Origin of the sequence: Micromonospora sp. NBC_00389, from assembly GCF_036059255.1 — a bacterium.
Taxonomy (GTDB): Bacteria; Actinomycetota; Actinomycetes; order Mycobacteriales; family Micromonosporaceae; genus Micromonospora.
The window spans coordinates 1,490,021-1,511,995 of record NZ_CP107947.1; the positions used below are offsets into that span (position 1 = coordinate 1,490,021).

At 70.4% G+C, this 21,975-nt stretch carries 19 protein-coding genes; 9 read left to right on the forward strand and 10 right to left on the reverse strand.

Translation table 11 applies throughout. From position 1 onward, the window contains the following. The first annotated feature begins 208 nt into the window (after positions 1–208). The gene (locus OG470_RS07115) at positions 209–1,747 is read left to right on the forward strand and encodes a hypothetical protein (protein WP_328421959.1); all 1,539 of its coding nucleotides are present in this window, start codon (positions 209–211) and stop codon (positions 1,745–1,747) included. Between the two features lie 82 nt (positions 1,748–1,829). Here the strand turns inward: OG470_RS07115 and rplI are convergent, their stop codons facing one another. From rplI to rpsF, 4 genes are all read right to left on the reverse strand, one after another. Further along, the gene (gene rplI / locus OG470_RS07120; RefSeq protein WP_328421961.1) at positions 1,830–2,276 is read right to left on the reverse strand and encodes a 50S ribosomal protein L9; all 447 of its coding nucleotides are present in this window, start codon (positions 2,274–2,276) and stop codon (positions 1,830–1,832) included. Positions 2,277–2,290: 14 nt separating this feature from the next. Then, positions 2,291–2,530 (reverse strand): 30S ribosomal protein S18, encoded by a 240-nt coding sequence (rpsR, locus tag OG470_RS07125; protein ID WP_013289355.1) that lies wholly within the window; start codon positions 2,528–2,530, stop codon positions 2,291–2,293. 41 nt (positions 2,531–2,571) lie between these two features. Further along, positions 2,572–3,108, reverse strand: a complete 537-nt coding sequence (locus OG470_RS07130) for a single-stranded DNA-binding protein (RefSeq protein ID WP_201749186.1) — start codon at positions 3,106–3,108, stop codon at positions 2,572–2,574. Between the two features lie 78 nt (positions 3,109–3,186). After that, the gene (rpsF, locus tag OG470_RS07135; RefSeq protein WP_007073791.1) at positions 3,187–3,477 is read right to left on the reverse strand and encodes a 30S ribosomal protein S6; all 291 of its coding nucleotides are present in this window, start codon (positions 3,475–3,477) and stop codon (positions 3,187–3,189) included. Between the two features lie 640 nt (positions 3,478–4,117). Here rpsF and OG470_RS07140 point away from each other — a divergent pair. Beyond that, positions 4,118–4,900 (forward strand): deoxyribonuclease IV, encoded by a 783-nt coding sequence (locus tag OG470_RS07140; RefSeq protein WP_328421963.1) that lies wholly within the window; start codon positions 4,118–4,120, stop codon positions 4,898–4,900. Between the two features lie 221 nt (positions 4,901–5,121). Then, positions 5,122–7,227: a hypothetical protein gene (locus OG470_RS07145; protein WP_442931181.1), complete on the forward strand. Its 2,106-nt coding sequence runs from the start codon at positions 5,122–5,124 to the stop codon at positions 7,225–7,227. Between the two features lie 43 nt (positions 7,228–7,270). Here the strand turns inward: OG470_RS07145 and OG470_RS07150 are convergent, their stop codons facing one another. Next, complete coding sequence (locus tag OG470_RS07150; RefSeq protein ID WP_328421966.1) at positions 7,271–8,773, reverse strand: glycosyltransferase family 87 protein; 1,503 nt, start codon at positions 8,771–8,773, stop codon at positions 7,271–7,273. A gap of 126 nt (positions 8,774–8,899) precedes the next feature. Further along, a complete protein-coding gene (locus OG470_RS07155; protein WP_328421968.1) occupies positions 8,900–11,164 on the reverse strand; it encodes a transglycosylase domain-containing protein in 2,265 nt (754 codons plus the stop codon). Between the two features lie 4 nt (positions 11,165–11,168). Here OG470_RS07155 and OG470_RS07160 point away from each other — a divergent pair, with 4 nt between their 5' ends. Beyond that, a complete protein-coding gene (locus OG470_RS07160) occupies positions 11,169–11,831 on the forward strand; it encodes a hypothetical protein (RefSeq protein WP_328421970.1) in 663 nt (220 codons plus the stop codon). 139 nt (positions 11,832–11,970) lie between these two features. Here OG470_RS07160 and OG470_RS07165 read toward each other — a convergent pair whose 3' ends face one another. Further along, complete coding sequence (locus OG470_RS07165; protein ID WP_328421972.1) at positions 11,971–12,414, reverse strand: DUF5318 domain-containing protein; 444 nt, start codon at positions 12,412–12,414, stop codon at positions 11,971–11,973. Positions 12,415–12,589: 175 nt separating this feature from the next. On the opposite strand from OG470_RS07165, the gene OG470_RS07170 reads away from it, so the two are divergent. Beyond that, on the forward strand, positions 12,590–13,228 hold the full coding sequence (locus tag OG470_RS07170; protein ID WP_030331823.1) for a PadR family transcriptional regulator: 639 nt from the start codon (positions 12,590–12,592) through the stop codon (positions 13,226–13,228). 23 nt (positions 13,229–13,251) lie between these two features. Continuing rightward, on the forward strand, positions 13,252–14,331 hold the full coding sequence (locus tag OG470_RS07175; RefSeq protein WP_328421975.1) for an inositol-3-phosphate synthase: 1,080 nt from the start codon (positions 13,252–13,254) through the stop codon (positions 14,329–14,331). Between the two features lie 92 nt (positions 14,332–14,423). Here the strand turns inward: OG470_RS07175 and OG470_RS07180 are convergent, their stop codons facing one another. Both OG470_RS07180 and OG470_RS07185 read right to left on the reverse strand, forming a co-directional pair. Next, complete coding sequence (locus OG470_RS07180; protein WP_328421977.1) at positions 14,424–15,362, reverse strand: hypothetical protein; 939 nt, start codon at positions 15,360–15,362, stop codon at positions 14,424–14,426. 114 nt (positions 15,363–15,476) lie between these two features. After that, positions 15,477–15,956 carry a methylated-DNA--[protein]-cysteine S-methyltransferase gene (locus tag OG470_RS07185; protein WP_328421979.1) on the reverse strand — a complete coding sequence of 160 codons (480 nt, stop codon included), beginning with the start codon at positions 15,954–15,956 and terminating at the stop codon, positions 15,477–15,479. A 171-nt stretch (positions 15,957–16,127) separates the two neighbouring features. Between OG470_RS07185 and OG470_RS07190 the strand changes: the two genes are divergently transcribed. Further along, the gene (locus tag OG470_RS07190; RefSeq protein WP_328426191.1) at positions 16,128–16,649 is read left to right on the forward strand and encodes a hypothetical protein; all 522 of its coding nucleotides are present in this window, start codon (positions 16,128–16,130) and stop codon (positions 16,647–16,649) included. A gap of 27 nt (positions 16,650–16,676) precedes the next feature. Then, positions 16,677–18,212, forward strand: coding sequence for a flotillin family protein (locus tag OG470_RS07195; protein WP_328421981.1), 1,536 nt, complete (start codon positions 16,677–16,679; stop codon positions 18,210–18,212). A gap of 67 nt (positions 18,213–18,279) precedes the next feature. Here OG470_RS07195 and OG470_RS07200 read toward each other — a convergent pair whose 3' ends face one another. After that, positions 18,280–19,740, reverse strand: a complete 1,461-nt coding sequence (locus tag OG470_RS07200; protein WP_328421983.1) for a CCA tRNA nucleotidyltransferase — start codon at positions 19,738–19,740, stop codon at positions 18,280–18,282. Between the two features lie 126 nt (positions 19,741–19,866). On the opposite strand from OG470_RS07200, the gene murJ reads away from it, so the two are divergent. Next, positions 19,867–21,624 (forward strand): murein biosynthesis integral membrane protein MurJ, encoded by a 1,758-nt coding sequence (gene murJ / locus OG470_RS07205; RefSeq protein ID WP_328421985.1) that lies wholly within the window; start codon positions 19,867–19,869, stop codon positions 21,622–21,624. The last annotated feature ends 351 nt before the right edge of the window (positions 21,625–21,975 follow it).

Genomic DNA, 21,975 nt, shown 5'->3' on the forward strand with positions numbered 1-21,975 from the left:
AGCATGTGCGCAGTGTGTGCACAGGCTGTGGACAACTGTTGGGGAATTCTCGGCCACACCTCGCTGACCTGGGGTTATGTGATCCCCAGCCTGTGGAGGAGAATATTTCGGTCGGGCCTGTGACACGATCGTCCCGTACTATCTCCAGCGAACGGCTTCACCTGGACAGCGGATTCCGCTTTCGGTTCAGAAGGGTCACACTCCGGCCGTGAGTTACCGGGACTGGGAGCGCGGGGAGGGCAGCCCGCGCGAGCGCCAGCCGACCACCTCGTGGGGTGAGCCCGCGCCGCCACTTCCGGTCGACCCGTACGACGAGGACGGGCGCTATCGCACCTCCAGTCGGCGGCGCGCGTTGGACCGTGGGCAGGATGAGCCGGTGGACGCCTACCTGCCCCGGTGGGCGCTGGAGTCGGGGGTCCGGCACGCGGACGGCGCTGGCCGGCACGCCGCGCCGGACGACGAGGTCGAGCCTGAGCGGCCGGGTTCCGGGGCCGGTTGGCGAGCCACTGATACGACGGGCAGCCGGCGACGGGTCAGCGAGACGAGTTGGCGGGAGCGGCCGGCGATCGGTGCGGCGCCCGATTCGGATCACACCCAGGAGTGGACGCTCGACCGTCCGCAGGAGCAGGGGTACGCCGGGCGCCGGCGCGCCAACTCGGCGGCGGAGGAGGAGCCGGTCTCCGGCGCGGTCCCGGACCGCCGTCCCCGCCGTGCGCCTGCCGGCCGTCCCCAGGTGATCTGGTCCGGCGGTGACCTGGAGGCCGCTCCGGCCGAGCCGGCGCCCCGACGGGATGCGGACCGGCCCACCCGGCGCAGCCGCCGGGCTGCGGAGGAGTCCTGGTCCCGGCCGGCGGTCGACCCGTGGGAGCGGGGGCCCGAGCGGGCGGTCGAGCCCGAGCCGTCGTACGCGCCAGCGGTGGACCCGTGGGACGCCTCGGGCGTGCACGCGTGGCCGCCGGCTGCCGGTGCGGACGACACGGACCTGAGCGGGCAGTGGTCGCAGGCGGAGAGCATCGGTGGTTGGGAGCGGTCCGACCGCACCGGTCAGTGGGAGCGGTCCGCGATCGAGGACGACCAGTGGGATCGGACGCTGCCGCCACGCTCCGACCGGTCGGTGGCGGCGGAGGGTTGGCCGAGCCGGGCCGAGGGGTTCTGGTCCGGCACCCGACTGGCTGGTGATGACCCCCGGTGGATGGATCCGGCGACGTCGGCACCCCGGTCTCCGGTGGTCGGGTACACCGCTCCGCGCCCGCGCAGCGCGCCCGTACCGCGTGGTGGTGGTCCACGGCGTCGGGCGGACCAGCCACCGGTCGGCACGGCATCGGTACGTCGGCGGGTCGAGTCGGCGGCCTCGGGCGCGTGGGCTCGGCGCCTGGAGGACGACCTGCTCGACCCGGATCCGGGTGGGCCCTTCCGGCCGATGCTGTACACCGCCGCCTGTTACCTCGTGCCGGCGATGCTGATCTTCGTCTGGCTGTTGACTCTGGACGGCCAGGCGCCGGCCGGCTGTGTCACCGACATCAGTGGGGGTGGGTGCGACTCGCCCCGGTCGCGTGCGTTGGAGTCACTGCTCGCTGGCTCGCCGCGCTTCGGGTTGGCGCTGGTGAGCAGTCTGGTGGTGGCGGTGCTGCTGCGTCGGGTCGGCACCACGTGGCGCTCGGCGACCATCGCGGTCGCCGCTGCGGTGGTGGGCGGCGGTCTCTCCACGGTGCTGATCAGCGCGGTGACCGGTCAGCCGATCGGCTGACCAGGCGCGGGTGCCACGACGGGTACGCACGAAGGCCCGTACCGAGCGATCGGTACGGGCCTTCGTGGTGGTGTCGCTGGCGTCAGCCCTGAACGACGTTCAGGTTGAACGACGCGGTCACCTCGGGGTGCAGCTTGATCTTCACCGGGTAGCTGCCGGTCGACTTGATGTGACCGGGCACCTCCAGCCGGCGCCGATCGAGGACCGGGCCGCCGGATGCCTTGACGGCGTCGACGATCTCGGCCGGAGTGACCGAGCCGAAGAGCCGCCCGCCGTCGCCGGCGCGGGCCTTCAGGCTGACCTTGAGACCCTCGAGCTGACCCTTGACCTCGTTGGCGTGGTCGAGGTCGCGGATCTCGCGGGCCCCGCGGGCCCGCTTGATGACCGTGACCTGCTTTTCCGCGCCCTTGGTCCAGGCGATCGCGAAGCCCTGCGGCAGCAGGTAGTTACGGCCGTAGCCGTCCTTGACCTCGACGATGTCGCCCGGGGCACCGAGGCCGGACACTTCCTGAGTCAGGATGATCTTCATATCGGTGCCTCCTCTCAGCGGGTGGTAGCCGTGTACGGCAGGAGCGCCATCTCACGGGCGTTCTTGACCGCACGGGCGATCTGCCGCTGCTGCTGCGAGGTCACGCCGGTCACCCGCCGAGCGCGGATCTTGCCGCGATCGGAGATGAACTTGCGCAGCAGCGCGGTGTCCTTGTAATCGATATAGGTGATCCCGTCCTTGTCGAGCGGGTTCACCTTCTTCTTCGGCTTGCGAAGTGCCGCAGCCTTGGCCATTGCACGTGCTCCTGGTTTGCGATCGCGGGCGCTCGGCGCCATTAGAACGGAGGCTCCTCGTCGAAGTTGCCGCCCGAACCGGCACGCGCGGGAGAGGGTGCGGCCGAAGCCCAGGGGTCGTCGAAGTTGCCTCCGCCGCCACCCTGGCTGCCACCACCGCCACCGCCACCGAAGCCGCCGCCACCGCCGCCGGAGCGGGACATTTTCTGCACCTTCGCCGTGGCGTAGCGCAGCGACGGGCCGATCTCGTCGACCTCAAGCTCGATGACCGTGCGCTTCTCACCCTCGCGGGTCTCGTACGACCGCTGACGCAGCCGACCCGAGACGATCACGCGGGCGCCCCGCTGCAGCGACTCGGCGACGTGCTCCGCCGCCTGACGCCACACGGTGCAAGCCAGGAAGAGCGGCTCGCCGTCCTTCCACTCGTTGGTGGTCTTGTCCATGAAACGGGGCGTCGAAGCGACCCGGAACTTGGCGACCGCCGCACCGGACGGGGTGAACCGCAACTCGGGGTCATCGGTCAGATTGCCGATGACCGTGATGGTGGTGTCTCCTGCCATGACCATCTCCTCGCGCACTCAGCGTCTCGTCGTACAGGCTCCCAGAGCCGTACGACAGAGCCGCGGAGGCTGATCCGGGCGAACCGGGTTGAATGCTTAGCGCATCTCCGGCCGGATGACCTTGGTGCGCAGCACGGACTCGTTGAGCCGGAGCTGACGGTCCAGCTCGGCCACGGCGGCAGGCGTGGCCTGCAGGTCGACGACGGCGTAGATGCCCTCGGCCTTTTTGTTGATCTCGTACGCGAGGCGCCGGCGGCCCCACACGTCGGTCTTCTCAACCGAGCCACCCGCGGTCCGGATCACGTTCAGGTACGTGTCGAGCGACGGGGCGACGGTGCGTTCCTCGAGGCTGGGGTCGAGGATCACCATGATCTCGTAATGACGCAAGACGTGCTCACCTCCTGTGGGCTAAGCGGCCACGGTCCTTCCGTGGCAGGAGGTCGTGCGTCGCTGCCCGCACGCGCCGGGGGAACCCGGCCGGACGCGGACAACCTGACCAGGATACCCGGTCCGAACGATCATGCCCGGGGTGGTCGGGTCAGCGCCCGGACGTGCCGACGGGGGCCCACCGTTCCGACCGTCACCGGTCGGTGGTGGACCCCCGTCAACGAGGCCGCGGGGCGTCCCGTCCGCATTCCTTGGGTGGGACCTGGGGAGGAACGACCACACCGATGAGGTTGGACCGAAGACGCCCCGCGGAGCTTTATCGTGTTGTTATCTGACGATACAACAGCTCTCGTACCTTGCCGGGGGAAAAAGCACAAATTTCCGAGATTCTTCATCGGTCGGAATCTGGTGTGTCGAGGGATCTCCCCCCGCCGCGCCGGGCCGCGCGGCGGGGGTGACCTCGCTGTCGGTCCGTCGGCCCCGGCTGCCGTTCGCGGCGCTCGCGCCGACGGCGGTACCGGGCGCTGGCCGCCGGTTCCATCCCATCAACGATCGTCGGTCCGTCCGGTGACGCGGCCAGCGTCCAACACCGCACCGGCCATCGCCCCACCCGTCGGGGTCGCGACGTAGGCTCGCTCGCATGCGTATCGGAGCCCATGTCGATTCGACCGACCCGCTGGCGGAGGCGGCCGCCCGGTCCGCCGACACCGTGCAGTTCTTCCTCTCTGACCCACAGGGGTGGAAGGCGCCCAAGCCGCGGGAGGACGCAGAGCAGCTACGCGCGGCCGAGATCGATCTCTACGTACACGCGCCGTACGTCATCAACGTGGCCACCCTCAACAACCGCATCCGGATCCCCAGCCGCAAGCTGCTGCTCGGGCACGCGAACGCCGCCGCCGCCATCGGCGCCAAGGGCGTGATCGTCCACGGTGGGCACGTCAACGCCGGCGACGACCTGGCCGTCGGCTTCGACAACTGGCGCAAGACATTCGCGTACGCGGCCGACTCCGGCGGCTTCGGCGTCCCGGTTCTGATCGAGAACACCGCCGGCGGCGACAACGCCTGCGCCCGCCGGTTGGACGCGCTGGCCCGACTGTGGGACGCCATCGGTGACCACGAGGTCGGCTTCTGCCTCGACACCTGCCACGCGTACGCCGGCGGTGAGGAGTTGCTCGGCCTGGTCGACCGGATCAAGGCGATCACCGGGCGGATCGACCTGGTGCACGCCAACAACTCCAAGGGCGCGTTCAACTCCGGCCAGGACCGGCACGACAACCTGGGCGGCGGGACGATCGACCCGGAGTTGGTGGTCGCGGTGATCCGCGCGGCCGGAGCGCCGGTGGTCGTCGAGACGCCGGGCGGCGTGACCGGTCAGGCCGCCGACATCGACTTCCTCCGCCAGCAGTTGGGCTCGGCAGCATGACGACCGGACAGCCCGGGACCGGGAGCGCCCGGCCCACCCCCACCGGGGACACCCACATCCGACCGGCCACCCCGCCCGCCACCGGCACCCCCACCCCGGTCGTCCGCACCGCCGGCACGGCGTCCAACACAGCCACCTCGGGCGCCGTCGGCAACGTCGGGGCCAAGGACGGCGGCACGGACGCCGGGGCCAAGGACGGCAAAGCGGACGCCGCCTCCCGCATGGCCAGCGCGCCTTCGGACGCCGTGGCCGAGAACAACACGGCCAAGGACGACGACGTGCGGGCGGACGCCGCTCCCGACACCAGTGCCAAGGCCGCCACCGCGACGGACGGCGCATCCAAGCCCGATCCCGCCAAGGGCGAGACCGCCAAGGGCGAGACCGCTAGGGGCAAGACCGCTAGGGGCAAGACCGCTAGGGGCAAGACCGCTAAGGGCCAGACCGCCAAGAGCGAGACCGCCACGGAGGATGCCGCCAAGGATCCCTCCGAAAAGGACGACTCCGGGAAGAGCGAGGCGGCGGGAGATGGCGACGGCGAGGGGAAGCCGGTAGGACCTGAGCGTTGGGATGCGTTCGCGTCCGCGCCGGAGCCGGTGGCGACCCGCCGCAGCCGGGCGGCCCGGGCCGTCGGCCGGTTCCTGATCCACGAGTGGACCCTGGCCACCCTGGGCGCGCTGGCGCTGGCCGTGCTGATGACCTGGCCGACGCTGCGCTACCCGCGCTACACCCTCCCGCAGGACTACTGGGACCCGAGCCTGCAGGCCTGGCAGATGGCCTGGTCCGGGCACATCCTGCTGACCGACCCGGCGCACCTGTGGCAGTCCAACACGTTCTTCCCCGAGCTGTGGAGCTTCGCGTTCTCCGACACGCTCCTCGGCTACGCCCCCGCCGGGATGCTCGGCAGCGGCCCCGAGGACGCGGTGCTGCGCTACAACATCATGTTCGTGCTGGCGCACGCGCTCGCCACGCTCGGGGCGTACGCGCTGGCCCGGCAGCTCGGTTCGGGCCGGATCGGCGCCGCGGTCGCCGGGGTCGCCTACACCTACGCGCCGTGGTTGCTGGCCCAGGCCGGGCACCTGCACGTGCTCTCCAACGGCGGCATTCCTCTGGCGTTGGCCATGCTGGCGCGCGGGCACGGCTGGTCGCTGCGGCACGGCTACCGACCCGAGCGTCGGCACGACGGCTGGGTCTACGCCGGCTGGCTGGTGGCGGCCTGGCAGCTCACCCTCGGCTTCGGCATCGGCCTGCCGTTCGCATACTTCCTGGCCGGCGCGATCGTGGTCGCCGCAGTCCTCTTCTACGCGCGGCGGCTCCGGACCGGCCAGGCCCTGCCGTTCGGTCGTCGGCTGTTCGTCGCCGACCTGGTCGGCGGAGTGCTCTTCGCCGGGGTGGGTCTGCTGATGGCGATCCCGTTCTTCAAGGTGACCGAGCTGCACCCGAACGCCGAGCGCACGGTCGCCGACATCAGCATCTTCTCTCCGCCGGCGTCCGGCTTCGTGACCGCGCCCGCCGAGTCACGGATCTGGGGCGGGCTGCACGAGGGCGCCCGGGCGGCGCTGCCGTGGCACCCCGAGATGACCCTCCTGCCCGGCTTCGTGCTCTACGCGTTGGCCGCAGGCGGGCTGTTCTTCTCGGTCTGGCGACTACGGCACCGGCTGCTCCTGCTCGCCGGGGTGCTGGTGACCATGGCCTTCGCGATGGGCACCCGCTTCTTCGACGGCACTTTCACCTACATCCCGCTCTTCGAGCACGTGCCGGGCTGGAGCGCGCTGCGTACCCCCGGGCGGTTGATGCTCTGGACCACGCTGCTGCTCGCCCTGCTCGCGGCGGGTGCGGTCACCGCCCTCACCGACCGGGTCCGCGAGCTGGCCGCGCAGCGGATCCCGTCCTGGCCGGGCCCGTGGCTGCGGCTGGCCACCCTGTTGCCGCTGCTGCTGGTCACCATCGAGGGTTTGAACACCACCCCGCATCCGGTGGTGCCGACCCAGCCGGCCGCGCTCCGCACGGCGGAGGGGCCGCTGCTGGTGCTGCCCAGCAACCAGAGCCTGGACCAGCATGTGATGCTCTGGTCGACCAGCGGCTTCCCGGACGTGGTGAACGGCGGCAGCGGCTTCACCCCGCGCCAGCTCGACGACGTTCGCCGGGTGAGCCAGTCGTTCCCCGACCAGACCAGCGTCGACTACCTGCGCACGCTCGGCGTCCGCACGGTGGTGCTGCTGCGCGGGCAGGTGCCGGGCACGCCGTGGGAGATCACCATCGACACGCCGGTCGAGTCGCTGGGCATCACCCGGCAGGAAATCGACGACGCGGTGGTCTACCGGCTCTGACGCGGTTACGTACCGGGCGGGTTTGCGGGGGAGCCCGCGCGGTTCAGGTGGTGGCGGCGGGTTCGGGTGCGGGCTTGTTCGCGGGACGGCGCCATCGATCCAGCCAGGGCTCGTCGGGCGCGCCGTCGAGCACGCCGCCGTCCGGATCGTCGGCATAGGTGGCCCGTACCGCGTCCCGCTCGGGGTGCAGGATCTCCTGGACGACGAGCACGCAGAGCACCACCACGGTGGCCAACCGCAACGTCGATGCCAGCACGAACACACCCTCCGGGAACACTGGTCGGCTGGTCGCCGCGCCGAGCAGCTCACCGTAGAAGGCGACGAAGTAGCAGATCTCGGCGAACTGCCAGGCCAGGATGGCGCCCCACTTCGGCCGGGCCAGCACCACCAGCGGCAGCAGCCACAGCACGAACTGCTGGGACCAGACCTTGCTGAAGATGAGGAACGCGGCGACGACCAGGAAGGCGAGCTGGGCCAGCCGCGGTCGGCGTGGCGCGCGCAGCGCCAGGACGGCCACGCCGAGGCAGGCCAGCCCGAAGAGGGCGTACGAGATGGTGTTGAGGGTGGGGATGTTGACGTTGAGCCACTCGAACGGGCCGAGCCGGGTGGGGTCGCCGCCAACCTTGCCATCCAGGTAGCGCCCGATGTACCAGAGCGTTCCCCAGTCAATGGGCCGGGTGCTGTTCAGCTCGAAGAACCGGTCCCAGTTCTCCGGGTACGCCAGCGCGGCCGGCAGGTTCACCAGCACCAGGGCGGCAATGGCGCTGCCGACGGCGATGAGCGCGGCGCGTAGCCGGCCGGCCCGCAATGCCAGCACCAGGATCGGGCCGAGGATGAACAGCGGCCAGAGCTTCGCCGCGCCGGCGAGACCGAGCAGCACGCCAGCCAACGCTGGCCGTTTCCGAGCCCAGGCCAGCAGGCCGAACGCGGCCAGCCCGATGGCGAGCAGGTCCCAGTTGACGGTGGCGGTGAGCAGCAGCGCCGGGGCGAGCGCGAACAGCGCGGCGTCCCAGGGTCGTCGGCGGCGCAGCGCAAGGATCACCGCCACGGTGGCGACCGCGAGCGCACCCAGCACCAGTGCGTTGAGGTTGTAGAACCATTGACCCTGGTTGATGCTGGGGTCGCCGTCGCCGAGGGCGTGCACCGGCAGGCCCAGCGCCCCCATGAAGTACCCGGTCAGCACGGGATACTCGACCGGGTGGTCACGGTAGGGCACCTTGCCCTCGTTGAGCCCTTCGGCGTAGTAGAGGGCGAGCACGTCGGTGTAGCAGAACCGGGTGTACTGCTCGTTGTTCTGCCAGGCGCCGTCCTGGCACGGCGACTTCTGCACCCAGTGCAGGGCGAGGGTGAGGCAGGCCAGAGCCAGCACGATCCGGACGGCGGTCCAGAACCGCCGCTCCCCGCCGGCCGGCCGGTCCAGCGCCGTCGCGTGGTCGCCCAGCGGCCCGCCGATTACGCCGGAGATGCCGCGGACGAACCCGTCGGAGCGGGACGGGTGGTCGGTGGTTCCGGCGTCGTCGATGCCGGGCGTCGACTGGGTGCTCATGAAGAGGCATCCTGCCGTACGACCGGGGTGCTCGTCCCGTCCCGGCGCGCCAGATCCGGGTACGGAAACGCCGCCGCCGGCCGGACAGGTCGTCCGGCCGGCGGCGGCGTCGTGGAGCGGGGCGGGTCAGTCCCGATTGGTCGGTGGCAGGCTGGGCAGTAGCCCGCCACCGTTGCCGCCGCCGTTGTTGCCACCGTTGCCGCCGCCGTTGTTGCCGCCGTTGTTGCCGTCGGTGCGCGGGCAGAACGGGTTGGTCAGCGGGTCACAGGTCGGCGGGCCGGGCAGACCCGGCAGACCTCCCGGCGGGGTCGGGGGTGGCGGTGCCGCCTCGCCGTTGCCGGAGTTCGCGTCGCCGATATTCGCCGCAGGCGGGAAGTCGAGCTTGTCCTTGCCCTTCAGCGCCTCGTCCATGAACCGCTCCCAGATGTCACCCGGGAGGTTGGAACCGCTGACCTTGCGCTTGTCCTTGAGGATGAGTGGCTTCCGGTCCTTCACGTTGCCCACCCAGACCGCCGTGGCCAACTGCGGCGTGTAGCCGATCATCCAGGCGTCGCCGTTGTCGGAGCTGTCGCCCTTGAGTTCCCAGGTGCCGGTCTTGGAGGCGGCCTTGCGGCCGTCATCGAGGCGGTGGTTGACGGCGGCCGGATAGTCCTTCAGCACCGACGTCACGTCGGCCACCACGTCCTTGTCGATGCGTGGCTGGGAGTCGAGCTTCTCGCTGCCCTTAGTTATCTTCTCCCACTCGCCGGTGTTCGGGTTCTGCTTCTCCACCGAGTAGAGGAAGTGCGCCTTGTTGTAGACACCCCCGTTGGCGAAGGTGGCCACACCGTTGGCATGGTCCAGCACCGTGATCGGGTACTGGCCGTAGCCGACCACGTTGAAGAACGGCTCCGGCGTGATGGCCTTCGGGTCGGCCTTGGTCAGGTCGTACGCCTTCGCCGGGTTGGTGTCGGTGCGCCACATGGTGGTGACGCCGGCCTGCTTGGCCATGTCCACCACCTTGTCGGCGCCGATCTCTTCAGTGACGTGGTAGAACGGCACGTTCAGGGACTTGAGCGTGGACACCTTGAGCGTGCAGGAGTTGCCGCAGGAGGGGTTGTCGACGCCGGCGTTGCTGACCTTGAACTTGGTGCCCTCCGGGGTGAATGCCTTGCCCTTCCACCGGGACTCGAGCGCCTTGTCGGCCTTGAGCGCGGCCGCCAGGGTGTAGATCTTGAAGCTCGAGCCGGGCGAGTGACCGCCGCTGACCGCCCCGGTGGAGTCGGTGTTCTTGCCGGCGTAGTCGGTGCCCGTGCCGTTGTCACCGCCGTAGTAGGCGACCACCCGACCGTTTCGCGGGTCGACCGCGACCACTGCGGCCATGAGGTTGCTCGGCTGGCCGGCCAACTCGGAGCCCTTGGCCTTCCGCTGGGCCGTCTCGACCGCCGCCTGCTGCATCTTGGTGTCGATGGTGGTGCGGATCCGGTAGCCCCCGGCCATCAGCGCCTGGGAGCAGAGCGGCTTGGTGTCGGTCACCTGCGTCTCCTTGTCGACGCAGATGCCCCTGTCGCGCATCTCCTCCCGGACGTAGTTGATGACGTTGCCGTACGGCGTGTCCACGCCGAAGTCGACGCCGATGCCGCCCTTCTTCGGGGCCTTGATGTTCTTCGGATAGGCGGCGGGCCGCTCCGGCTTGCCGGCCACGCCCAGCCAGCCCTCCTTGACCATGCCCTCGATCACGTAGTTCCAGCGATCCTGGGCGGCGGTCGGGTTGATCGCCGGGTCGTACCCCTGGTGGGAGGAGCTCGGCTCCGGCTGCTTGATCAGGGCGGCGAGCACCGCACCCTCGTCGGGCTTGAGCGCGCTCACCGACTTGCCGAAGTAGGTCTGCGCCGCCGCCTCGATGCCGTAAGCGCCCCGGCCGAAGTAGATCACGTTGAGGTAGTGCTGCATGATCTGCGGCTTGGTGTACTCGTCGTTCAGCTTGGAGGCGAGGATCGCCTCCTTCACCTTCCGGGCGTAGGTGTCGTCCTTCAGGTTGTCGTAGGCGTTGCGCGCGTACTGCTGGGTGATGGTGGAGGCACCCTGCTTGTCGCCGCCGGAGAGGTTGTTCCAGCCGGCTCGGGCGATGCCCTTGTAGTCCACACCCGAGTGCCGGTAGAAGTTCCGGTCCTCGGCGGCAGCCACCGCGTCCTGCACCCACTGCGGGATCTGCTCGATGGTGACCAGGGTGCGGTTCTGATCGCCCACCTTGGCAATCGGAGTCTTGTTGTCGAACGCGTACAGGGTGGTCGCCTGCGGCGGGGTGATCTCGTCGGGCAGCACCACGTTGGTCGAGTAGTAGGTGAACCCGACCACACCGACACCGGCGAGCATGATGAAGACCGCGAAACCGGCGATCAGCAGGTTCATCCGCTTGCGCTTCTTCGCTCGGGCCGCCCCAACCGGGTCACCCGCACCGCGACCGCCCCGACCACCACGACCTGGACCGTTCGGCCCACCAGGGCCACCCGGGCCGCCGGAGACCGGTGAGACGCTCGCCCGCGCGACCGCGGCCCGGCCGCCCACCGAGGCGGAGCCGACGCTGGCCCGGCCCGCCGAGGCGGCGCCGACGGACGCCGCGCCGACCGTGGCCCGACCCGCCGGTGCACCCGGTGCCGGGGACACGGGCACCGAGGCCCGGCCGGCGCCGGCGCGACCCACACCCGGTGCCGGGGACACCGGCACTGAGGCCCGCCCGGCCCGGCCTGGCGTGGCCGAACCGACTGAGGCGGACCCGGCGGTGGTGCCGCGCGGCGGGACCGAGGCCGAACCACCAACCGAGGCCCGCCCACCGGCTGCCCGCGGTGTCACCGAGGCGCGACCGGGGGATGCCGGGGCCTCCGAGGCCGACCAGCCACTCCCGCGAGAGTCACCGCCCGGTCGGCGGTACGCGTCGTCCACGCCCCGTCCGGGGTCGCCGTCCGGGCCCGGGTACTGGGCCCGCCCGCGCGCAGAACTGGGATCGCCGTACGAGTTCATTCCTCACACCCTGCCGGTCGCGGTGGGGCGCGACTGCGCCGCCACCGGGTTGCCGTGAGTTGCTTCACCCGGGACGCCGGCACGGGGGTGCCGGTTCACCGGGGTCATTGCAGTATCAATCGGGCCAATCAGACCAACGAGCGGTCGGCCGTCCCGGGTCATGTCTACGGCCCCGGGGCCGGTCCAACCAGCTGAGATCACCGTTGCGCCTCTCGCCTCCGCCGACCGGTGCCTCCGGCACCTGCCGCGTCCTGCTCGCCGTCGCCGTCGCTGCTGAGACCGTCCCGACCGAGCAGGTACTGCTCGACGAGATGGTTCCAGTCACAGCCGAGGCACACCTCCACCACGAAGACCTGGAACTCACGCAGCGTCATCGCCAGCACGGGCAACTCGGTCAGTGTCCGAGCTTGGCCGGCGGACTGCTTGAGTTCGTCACCGTAAATGTAGTGGACGTTGGTCAGGTTCTCGCTGCGACAGATGGGGCAGCGTCGGTCGGTCGGCTCGCCGTGGAACCGGGCAGCGTTCTTCAGGTACGGGGATGCGTCGCAGACGTCGTACGTGCCGACCCGGCCGGCCAGGAGCTCACGCAGCACCGCTCGCTTCTGAAGCGAGTAGTCGACGACCTGGCGCTGCGTACGCATGCGGAGAAGGGTACGCGGTCCGGCTCGACCAGGCGACCACGGTCACGATCCGTGACAGCAGCATCTCGAAACGAGGGTTTGCCCTGACCCCCGCGACCCGCTAACGTGCGATGTATCGGTCCGATACATCGCGGCGGTTACCACTCCGCGCCGGGGGTAAAGAGAGGATGGCGTAGTGCTCGAGTTCGCCATCCTCGGCCTCCTGCAGGAGTCTCCTATGCACGGCTATGAGCTGCGCAAGGAGCTGACCGCCAAACTCGGCGCGATCCGGGCGGCGATCAGCTACGGCTCGCTCTATCCGACCCTGCGCAGGTTGCAGGCGGCCGGATGGATCACCGAAGCCGCCGAGACACCCGCCACCGCCGAGGAGGTTCCCGCGCTGACCAGCCGACGAGGTCGGGTGGTCTACAAAATCACCGCGGAAGGCAAGGAACGCTTCGCCCAGCTGATCGCACAGGCCGGGCCCGAGACGTACGACGACACGGGCTTCGGGGTGCATTTCGCGTTCTTCGCCCGGACCGACCAGGCGACCCGCCTGCGCATTCTGGAGGGTCGCCGCCGCAAGATCGAGGAGCGTCGCGAAGGGCTTCGTGACGTGCTGGGCCGGGCGGCCGAGCGCCTCGATGCGTACACCCTGGAACTACAGCGCCACGGCCTTGACGCCTGTGAGCGCGAGGTCCGTTGGCTGGAGGAGCTCATCGCCAACGAGCGCTCCGGCCGAGCCCCGACGGTCCCGAACATCGGGACGGCCGGCGGCCGACGAGAAGACAACAGCCCGCCTCCGCCTGGAGAGACCAGGAATGAGCGGCCGTGACAGAAAAGAAGGAGGCAGACGCTATGGGCTCCGTCCGCGTCGCCATCGTCGGTGTGGGTAACTGCGCCTCGTCCCTGGTTCAGGGCGTCGAGTACTACCGGAATGCCGACCCGAACGACCGCGTCCCGGGTCTCATGCATGTCGCCTTCGGCGACTACCACGTCTCCGCCGTCGAGTTTGTCGCGGCGTTCGACGTGGACGCCAAGAAGGTGGGCATGGACCTCGCGGAGGCGATCGTCGCCAGCGAGAACAACACCATCAAGCTCTGCGACGTGCCGCCGACCGGCATCAGCGTGCAGCGCGGTCCGACCTTCGACGGTCTGGGCCAGTACTACCGCGAGATCGTCGAGGAGTCCGACGCCACTCCCGTCGACGTGACGCAGGCACTGCGCGACGCGCAGGTCGACGTCGTCGTCTGCTACCTGCCGGTCGGCTCCGAGCAGGCCGCCAAGTTCTACGCCCAGGCAGCGATCGACGCCGGCTGCGCGTTCGTCAACGCCCTGCCGGTCTTCATCGCCTCCGACCCGGAGTGGGCGAAGAAGTTCGAGGACGCTGGCCTGCCGATCGTCGGTGACGACATCAAGAGCCAGGTCGGTGCCACCATCGTGCACCGCGCCCTGGCGAAGCTCTTCGAGGACCGCGGCGTCGAGCTGCTGCGCACGTACCAGCTCAACTTCGGCGGCAACATGGACTTCATGAACATGCTGGAGCGCAAGCGGCTGGTCTCGAAGAAGATCTCGAAGACCCAGTCGGTCACCTCGCAGATCCCGCACGAGATGAGCAAGAGCGACGTGCACATCGGCCCGTCGGACCACGTGCCGTGGCTGGACGACCGCAAGTGGGCGTACATCCGCCTGGAGGGCCGCTCGTTCGGTGACACCCCGCTCAACGCCGAGCTCAAGCTCGAGGTGTGGGATTCTCCGAACTCGGCCGGCGTCATCATCGACGCGGTCCGGGCCGCGAAGATCGCGCTGGACCGGAAGATCGCCGGCCCGATCCTGTCGGCCTCGTCCTACTTCATGAAGTCCCCGCCGGTGCAGTACGCCGACCACGACGCCCACCAGGCCGTCGAGGAGTTCATCGCCGGTGAGGTCGAGCGCTGACCCGCTGAGCACCAAGCACGGCCGAGGGCCGGGTCCGTACGGACCCGGCCCTCGCCGCGTTCACTGCCTCGTCGCCGCGTACGGCGACCGGCTCACTTCCAGCTCGGCGCCGTGGTCATGGCCTTGGCTGCCCGCTTCGCCTTGAGCTGCTCGGGCGACTCGGCGCCGCGCGCCATCGCGCCGGCGGACATCGGCAGGATGCCCGGGTTGACCGAGCCGACGCCGACCACGAACGCCACCACGTCGATGATGATGTGAGTGGTCCGGGCCGCGTAGACGGAGATCCAGTCCTGCTCGTAGCCGATGCCCGACATGAACGAGTTCGAGATCACCTGGTTGGTCAGGTAGTTGATCGTCGAGAAGTTCGTTGGGCGCGGGCCACCGTACGGGAAGATCTGCACGAAACCCGAGGCGACCGCGGTGGTCACGGTGAGGTTGCCGAAGAGGGCGTCCCCGAAGTGGACGAAGTCGCTCAGGTCGACGTGGATGGTCTGGCCGTCACGCAGGCGACCCGAGCTGTCCAGGGTGGTCGACGAGGCGTTCCTGATCCGCGTCCGCGACGATGCCGAGCGGGTGTCGATGAGCCGCTGCGGCGTGATCGGGACGATCTGGTTCGAGTTGCCGGTGGTGTGCACGTAATCGAGGTACCTGACGCCCTGGAAGTCGGCGACCACCTGAAGGTTGCCGTAGGCGTCCATGCCAAGCGAGCCGCCCAGCGAGTCGGGGTGCAAGTAGTCGCCGCTCGGCGTCAGCCGCAGCGCCGGCCGGGCCAGCACCGCGCCATCCACGTCGGTGGTGGTGCTCGTGTTCCCCAACTGCAGGGTGGGGCCAGCCGCAGTGCTGGTCAGCGTGGTGGTGGTGGCACCGGCGGCGTTGTTCGCGCCCTGGACCACCGGGTCACCGGGTGCGGCCTGAGCTGGCGCGGCGACGGCGGCGCCGACCACGGTGGTGCCGGCGACGCCTGCGGCGACGGTGCCAGCGCGGCGCAGCAGCCGGCGGCGGTCGACGGTCTTGTCCTGCTTTTCGGTCATCGGTCCCCCGCAAAGTCGGTGAAATGACGCCCGATCATGACGGTTGCGGAGGGGTGTCCGCATCGACCGATCGGACGATAAGCATGGCTCGGTTCGATTCGGCGGACGGGTCGGTCAGGACCATGCCTGTTGCAGGGCCACCCGGGCCTCCAACTCCAGCAGGTGCACCTTGCGCGGCAGGCCACCCCCGAAGCCGACCAGCCGACCACCGGCGCCGACGATGCGGTGACACGGGACGATGACCGGGATCGGGTTCCGGTTGCAGGCCACGCCCACCGCGCGGGCCGCCCCGGGGTCGCCGACCCGGCGCGCCACCTCGCCGTAGGTCAGCGTCTCGCCGTAGGGGATCAGGGTCATCTCCCGCCACACCGCCCGCTCGAAATCCGACCCGCGGGGGATCGACACCGGGACGGTGAAACCGGTCAGCTCACCGGCGAAGTACGCCCGCAGCTCGGCGATGGCCTGCCGGGACAACTCGTGGTCGGGCTCGTCGGCCGCCGCGTCGACCCGGCCGAAGTGCGCGCCGCAGACACTCGCCCCGTCGCTGGCCACGGAGAACTCGCCGATCGGTGAGTCGAGCACGGTCCAGCGCATCGACCCATTGTCCCCGACCCCGGCCGTGGATGGCCAACCCCGACCACCACCGTCTCGCCGCACGCCAGTCCACGCCGGCCCGGTGTCGCTGCGGGCCGCCGCAGAACCGGCCGAGCGGTAGATCATCTTCGCGTCCGGCCGAGCCGTTGGACGTTGCGCGACGTCGATACCGTGCTGGTCGTGGCCACGGGGACGCTCATCTTTCTGATCATCGGCGGTGCGGGCGTCGGGGTGCTGGCGCTCGCCCTGCTCGGCACCGAACTGTTCCACTTCGGGCACGCCAACGTCGACGGGCCGATCTCGACCGAGACGGTCGCCGGCTTCGCCGGGGCGTTCGGGTTCGGCGGGGCCATCGTCAACGAACTGGTCGGTGCGCGTACGCCGGGCATGATCGCGGGCGCGGCGGCCGGTGGCCTGCTCGCCGCAGTGCCCACCGGCTGGCTGGCGTCCCGGCTGAGCCGGGCGGCCCGGAACATGCGCACCGACCCCACCCCCACCCGGGACGACCTGGTCGGCGCGCTCGGCCTCGTCGTCACGCCGGTGCCGGTCGACGGCTACGGCGAGGTCCGGGTACGCGTCGCCGGCCAGCCGGTCAAGCTCAACGCCCGCGCCGACCAGCCGATCCCGGTCGGCGCCCAGGTCTTCGTCGTGCAGGCGCTCAGCGAGACCAGCGTGCACGTCGAGACCTACTGACTCCTCTTCGCAGACAGGACTCCTTATATGCCCCTGTTAATCGCCATCGGTGGCGCGGTCCTCCTCATCCTCATCCTGGTGTTCTTCGTGCTCTCCCGGATCAAGGTGGCCGGGCCGAACGAGGCGTTCATCGTCACCGGCCGCAAGGGCCGCACCACGCAGACCGCCGACGGTGGCCGGTCGACCGACATGTCCGGTCAGAAGGTCGTGCTGGGCGCCTCGGTGTTCGTGCTGCCCGTGGTGCAGAAACTCCAGTCGCTCGACCTGTCCAGCCGGCGGATCGACGTCGGCATCCGGGGCGCGGTGAGCAAGCAGGGCATCCGCACCGACCTGCACGGCGTGGCGATCGTCAAGGTCGGCGGGACCGAGGACGCGATCCGGGCCGCCGCCCAGCGGTTCCTGCACCAACAGGACGAGATCGACAACTTCACCCGGGAGGTGCTGGCCGGCGCGCTGCGCTCGATCGTCGGCCGGCTCACCGTTGAGGAGGTGATCCGGGACCGGGCGGCGTTCGCCAGCGCGGTGGCCGAGGAAGCCGAGCACTCGATGACCAACCAGGGCCTGGTGCTGGACACCTTCCAGCTCCAGGACATCCTCGCCGAAGGCTCCTACCTGCAGGACCTGGGCCGGCCCGAGGCCGCCCGGGTGCTCAAGGACGCGGCGATCGCCGAGGCGCGGGCCCGGCAGCAGGCCGAGCAGGAGCGGCTGCTCGCCGAGGAAGCCATCGCCGAGGCGAACCGGAACCTCTCCCTCAAGCAGGCCGGCATCCAGGCGGAGATCGACGCCGCCAAGGCGAAGTCGGCGGCGGCCGGGCCGCTCGCCCAGGCGGAGCGGGACCAGGCGATCCTCTCCGAGCAGCAGAAGGTGGCCGAGCGCAACGCCGAACTCAAGCAGCGCCAACTGGACACCGAGGTGCGCAAGCCGGCCGACGCCGCCCGGTACAAGGTGGAGCAGGAGGCCGAGGCGGCCCGCAACGCGGCGGTGCTGCACGCGGACGCACAGCGGCAGTCGGTCATCGCCGCCGCGCAGGCCTCCGCCGAGCAGGCCCGGCTCACCGGTGAGGGCGAGCGGGCCCGGCGCGCCGCGCTCGCCGAGGCGAACGCGATCGAGGGTGCCAAGGAGGGTGAGGCCGAGCAGCGCCGGCGCTCCGCGATCGCCGAGGCGGTCGAGCGGGAGGGACAGGCCGAGGCGGCTGCCATCCTGGCGAAGGGCCAGGCCGAGGCGGACGCGATGGCGCGTAAGGCCGAGGCGTTCGCCACGTACGGGGAGGCGGCGGTGCTGGACCTGCTGGTCAAGGTGCTGCCGCAGGTGGTGGAGGCCGCCAGCGCTCCGATCGGGGCGATCGACAAGATGACCGTCATCTCCACCGACGGTGCGTCGTCGCTGACCAGGTCGGTGGCCGGCAACGTGGCCCAAGGGCTCCAGCTCGGCAGCGACCTGACCGGGGTCGACCTGGCGGGCCTGCTGGCCCGGCTCAGCTCGGCGTCCACCCCGGTCGGCAACAGCACCTCGGCCGGCAAGGGCACCGCCTCGGTGGACGGGACGGCCGTCGAGACGCGCTGACGCCGTTACGCCGACGGGCGCCGCTCCCGCGATCGGGGGCGGCGCCCGTCGTACGGGTCAGCTCCGGTCAGTCGACCAGGCCCTCGGCGCGAGCCCACCGCAGCAGCTCCGCCTCAGCGGCGTCGCGGTCCAGCGGGCCGTGCTCCAGGCGCTGCTCCTTGAGGTGCTTCCACGCCCGCCCCACCACCGGTCCCGGCGGTACGCCGAGCAGCTCCATGATCGCGTTGCCGTCGAGGTCGGGGCGGACCCGGGCCAGGTCCTCCTCGGCCTCGATCCGGGCGATCCGCTCCTCCAGCGCGTCGTAGTCGGCGGCGAGTTGGGCTGCCTTGCGCCGGTTGCGGGTGGTGCAGTCCGAGCGGGTCAGCTTGTGCAGCCGGGGCAGCAGGTCTCCGGCGTCGGCGACGTAGCGACGCACCGCCGAGTCGGTCCACTCGCCCCGCCCGTACCCGTAGAAGCGCAGGTGCAACGCGACCAGCGCTGTCACCTTCGCCGTGACCTCCTTGGGGTACCGCAGCGCCTTCATCCGGGCCTTGGTGAGCCGGGCGCCGACCACCTCGTGGTGGTGGAAGCTGACCCGGCTGTCGGAACCGACCGCCTTGGTCGCCGGCTTACCCACGTCGTGCATGAGGGCGGCCATCCGCAGGATGAAGTCGCAGCCGTCCTCCTCGAAGGAGACCGCGTTCTCGACGACCGTCAGCGTGTGCTCGTAGACGTCCTTGTGCTGGGCGTGCTCGTCGATCTCCAGCTTCAGCCCGGTCAGCTCCGGCAGGAACCGCTCGGCCAGCCCGGTGTCGACCAGCAGCCGCAGCCCGGTGATCGGGTCGGCGCCGCAGAGCAGCTTGGTGAACTCGTCGCGGATCCGCTCGACGGTGATCCGGTCCAGGTCGGCGGACATCCGGCTCATCGCCGAGTGCACGTCCGGGTGCACGGCGAAGCCCAACTGCGCGGCGAACCGGGCGGCCCGCAGCATCCGCAGCGGGTCGTCCCCGAACGACTCACCGGGGGTGCTGGGGGTACGGATCACCTTGGCGGAGAGATCATCCAGCCCGCCGTGCGGGTCGGTGAACCGGTGCTCCGGCACGCTGACCGCCATCGCGTTGATGGTGAAGTCGCGGCGCTTCAGATCCTCGGTGAGGTTGGTGCCGTACACCACCACCGGGTTGCGGCTGACCTGGTCATACGACTCGGCGCGGAAGGTGGTGATCTCCAGCCGGAGGCCGTCGCGCTGAGCCCCGATGGTGCCGAACTCCCGGCCGGTCTCCCAGATCGACTCGGCCCAGCCCTTGATGATCCGCAGCGTCTCGTCCGGGTGCGCGTCGGTGCAGAAATCGAGGTCGTCCCCGAGTCGGCCGAGCAGGGCGTCCCGTACCGAACCGCCCACCAGGTGCAACTCGTGACCGGCGCGGACGAACCGGCGGCCCAACTCGTCGGCGACCGGGGAGACCCGGAGCAGTTCGGCGACGGCGTTGCGCTGCGCAGCGGTGAGTTCGCGGCGGTCGGCGGCGTGGGAAGCGGAGGCGTCGGACATGGGATCGCCAGCCTATCGGGCAGGGCCCGCATCCCGTCCGCCGGGCGCGGGTAACGGGTACCGGTTGACTATGGTCTGTGACGTGCGGGTCGGTGCCCGGCTCGACGTACCCCTTGGAGGCTGGAGATGAGCGGCGGGCTCTACCGCAGCGCGAACGCCGCGCACGACGGCGGGCCCGGGGCCGGCGGGCGCCCGGGGGACGGCGCCACGTTCATCTCCGCCGAGCCGCTGAACCAGCCGGCCATGGAGTCGACCGCGCCGCCGCAGGAGCAGGTGGCCGAGGCGAGTGCGGCGACCAACAGCGCGGTGATGGCGATCGGCAGCCTGGTCAGCCGGGGCACCGGCTTCCTGCGCACGCTGGCTCTGACCGCAGCGCTCGGCGGCGCGCTGGTCGGTGACGCGTACACCACCGCGCAGATCCTGCCCGGCATGGTCTACGAGTTCCTGCTCGGCGGCATTCTCACCAGCGTGCTGATCCCGGTGCTGGTCCGCCGGCGCCGGGCCGACGCCGACGGCGGCCAGGCGTACGCCCAGCGGTTGCTGACCCTCGCGGTGCTGACCCTCGCCGCGGCGGCGGTGGTAGCGGCGACGTCCGCGTCGCTGCTGACCAAGCTCTACGCCAGCGACAACACCGGGGACGAGTACCAGAGCCTGGTCACGGCGCTGTCGTACCTGATGTTGCCGATGATCTTCTTCACCGGCCTCAGCGCGCTGATCAGCGCGGTGCTCAACACCCGGGGGCACTTCGCCGCGCCGATGTGGGCGCCGATCCTGAACAACATCGTGGTGATCGCCACCGCGGGGTTGTACATCGCGATCTTCGGTGCGGAGATCATCCGCCCCGAGCAGATGACCACCGGCCGGATCCTGCTGATCGGCGGCGGCACGCTGCTCGGTGTCGCGATCCAGGCCGCCGGGCTGCTGCCCTCGCTGCGCAAGGTCGGCTTCCGCTGGCGGTTCCGGTTCGACTTCCGCGCCCTCGGGCTGCGCGAGCTGGGACGCCTCGGCGGCTGGATGTTCTGTTACGTCGCGGTGAGCCAGGTCGGCCTGATCGTCCTGTTCAACCTGCTCAACCGGGCGGGCAAGGAGAACGCCGCCGGCCCACTCATCTACAACAACGTGTTCCTGCTGCTGATGATGGCGCACGGCATCATCGCCGTCTCGATCATCACGGCGCTGATGCCCCGGATGAGCGCGGCCGCCGCCGACGGTCGGTACTCCGACGTCGCCGCCGACCTGTCCCGGGGCACCCGCACCGTCTCGGCCGTGCTCGCACCGATCGCGGTCTGCTACGCGGTGCTGGCCACTCCGCTGGCCGTGGCGCTGTTCCGCTACGGCGCGTTCAGCGACGAGAACGCGGCGGACACCTCGCTGGTGCTGCTGCTCGCGGCGCTAGCGCTGGTCCCGTTCGCGATCAGCCAGCTCTTCACCTTCGCCTTCTACGCCCTGCCGGACACCCGCACGCCAGCGCTGATCAACATTCCGGTGGTGGCGTTGCGGATCGGCGTGCAGGTGGTGCTCTACGTCGCCTTCGCCGCCCACTTCGCCGCAGCCGGCATGATGATCGGCAACGCCGTCTCCTATCTGGCTGCGGCATTCGCCTCCGCGTGGCTGCTGCGGCCCCGGATCGGGCGGATCGGGATGGGCGCAATCCTGCGCACCCTCGGCCGGGTGGCGGTCGCCGCGTTGGGTTCCGCGCTGGTCGGGTTGTTGGTGGTGAGCCTGCTGCCCGGTGGCGACACGCCGAGCTGGATGCAGGCCGTGGTGCAGCTCGTGATCGGCGGCGCGGTGATCGGCGGGACCTACCTGGGGCTGGCCACGCTGCTGCGGATCGGGGAGATCACCGAGGTGGTCGGCATGGTCCGCCGCCGACTCGGTCGCTGAGCGCAACAGTCCACACACGAAGAGTTGGCGTTGTACGGACCGTAACCGCGGATCATCAGGGCTGGGGACGCGCTTGTGGATAACTCCGCGATTCGCCGGTCAGCAAGCGGATCGGCCTGTGGATAACCAACCGTACGGCTGAGCGTGCCGGTCCGTTCGGTGGGAACATGGCGGTTGGCGGGAGCGCCACCCCGGGGCTCGGCCCCGGCGTCGGTCACTTGCGGTGAAGCCGTAGATTGGCTAGTACATGTGCCAGCAACGTGGCTGACAACGGTCGTAACCGGACGACTCTCCCGACTCCCGGCACCCCGCCGGGCACGGCGGGAAGATGACATGTCGGAGAGACGGGCA

Coding starts and splice junctions, on each gene's coding strand:
- rplI (WP_328421961.1), bottom strand. CDS start 2,276: ATGAAGATCATCCTGACTCAGGAAGTGTCCGGCCTCGGTGCCCCGGGC.
- rpsR (WP_013289355.1), bottom strand. CDS start 2,530: ATGGCCAAGGCTGCGGCACTTCGCAAGCCGAAGAAGAAGGTGAACCCG.
- OG470_RS07140 (WP_328421963.1), top strand. CDS start 4,118: ATGCGTATCGGAGCCCATGTCGATTCGACCGACCCGCTGGCGGAGGCG.
- OG470_RS07145 (WP_442931181.1), top strand. CDS start 5,122: ATGGCCAGCGCGCCTTCGGACGCCGTGGCCGAGAACAACACGGCCAAG.
- OG470_RS07150 (WP_328421966.1), bottom strand. CDS start 8,773: ATGAGCACCCAGTCGACGCCCGGCATCGACGACGCCGGAACCACCGAC.
- OG470_RS07155 (WP_328421968.1), bottom strand. CDS start 11,164: ATGAACCTGCTGATCGCCGGTTTCGCGGTCTTCATCATGCTCGCCGGT.
- OG470_RS07165 (WP_328421972.1), bottom strand. CDS start 12,414: ATGCGTACGCAGCGCCAGGTCGTCGACTACTCGCTTCAGAAGCGAGCG.
- OG470_RS07175 (WP_328421975.1), top strand. CDS start 13,252: ATGGGCTCCGTCCGCGTCGCCATCGTCGGTGTGGGTAACTGCGCCTCG.
- OG470_RS07180 (WP_328421977.1), bottom strand. CDS start 15,362: ATGACCGAAAAGCAGGACAAGACCGTCGACCGCCGCCGGCTGCTGCGC.
- OG470_RS07185 (WP_328421979.1), bottom strand. CDS start 15,956: ATGCGCTGGACCGTGCTCGACTCACCGATCGGCGAGTTCTCCGTGGCC.
- OG470_RS07195 (WP_328421981.1), top strand. CDS start 16,677: ATGCCCCTGTTAATCGCCATCGGTGGCGCGGTCCTCCTCATCCTCATC.
- OG470_RS07200 (WP_328421983.1), bottom strand. CDS start 19,740: ATGTCCGACGCCTCCGCTTCCCACGCCGCCGACCGCCGCGAACTCACC.
- murJ (WP_328421985.1), top strand. CDS start 19,867: ATGAGCGGCGGGCTCTACCGCAGCGCGAACGCCGCGCACGACGGCGGG.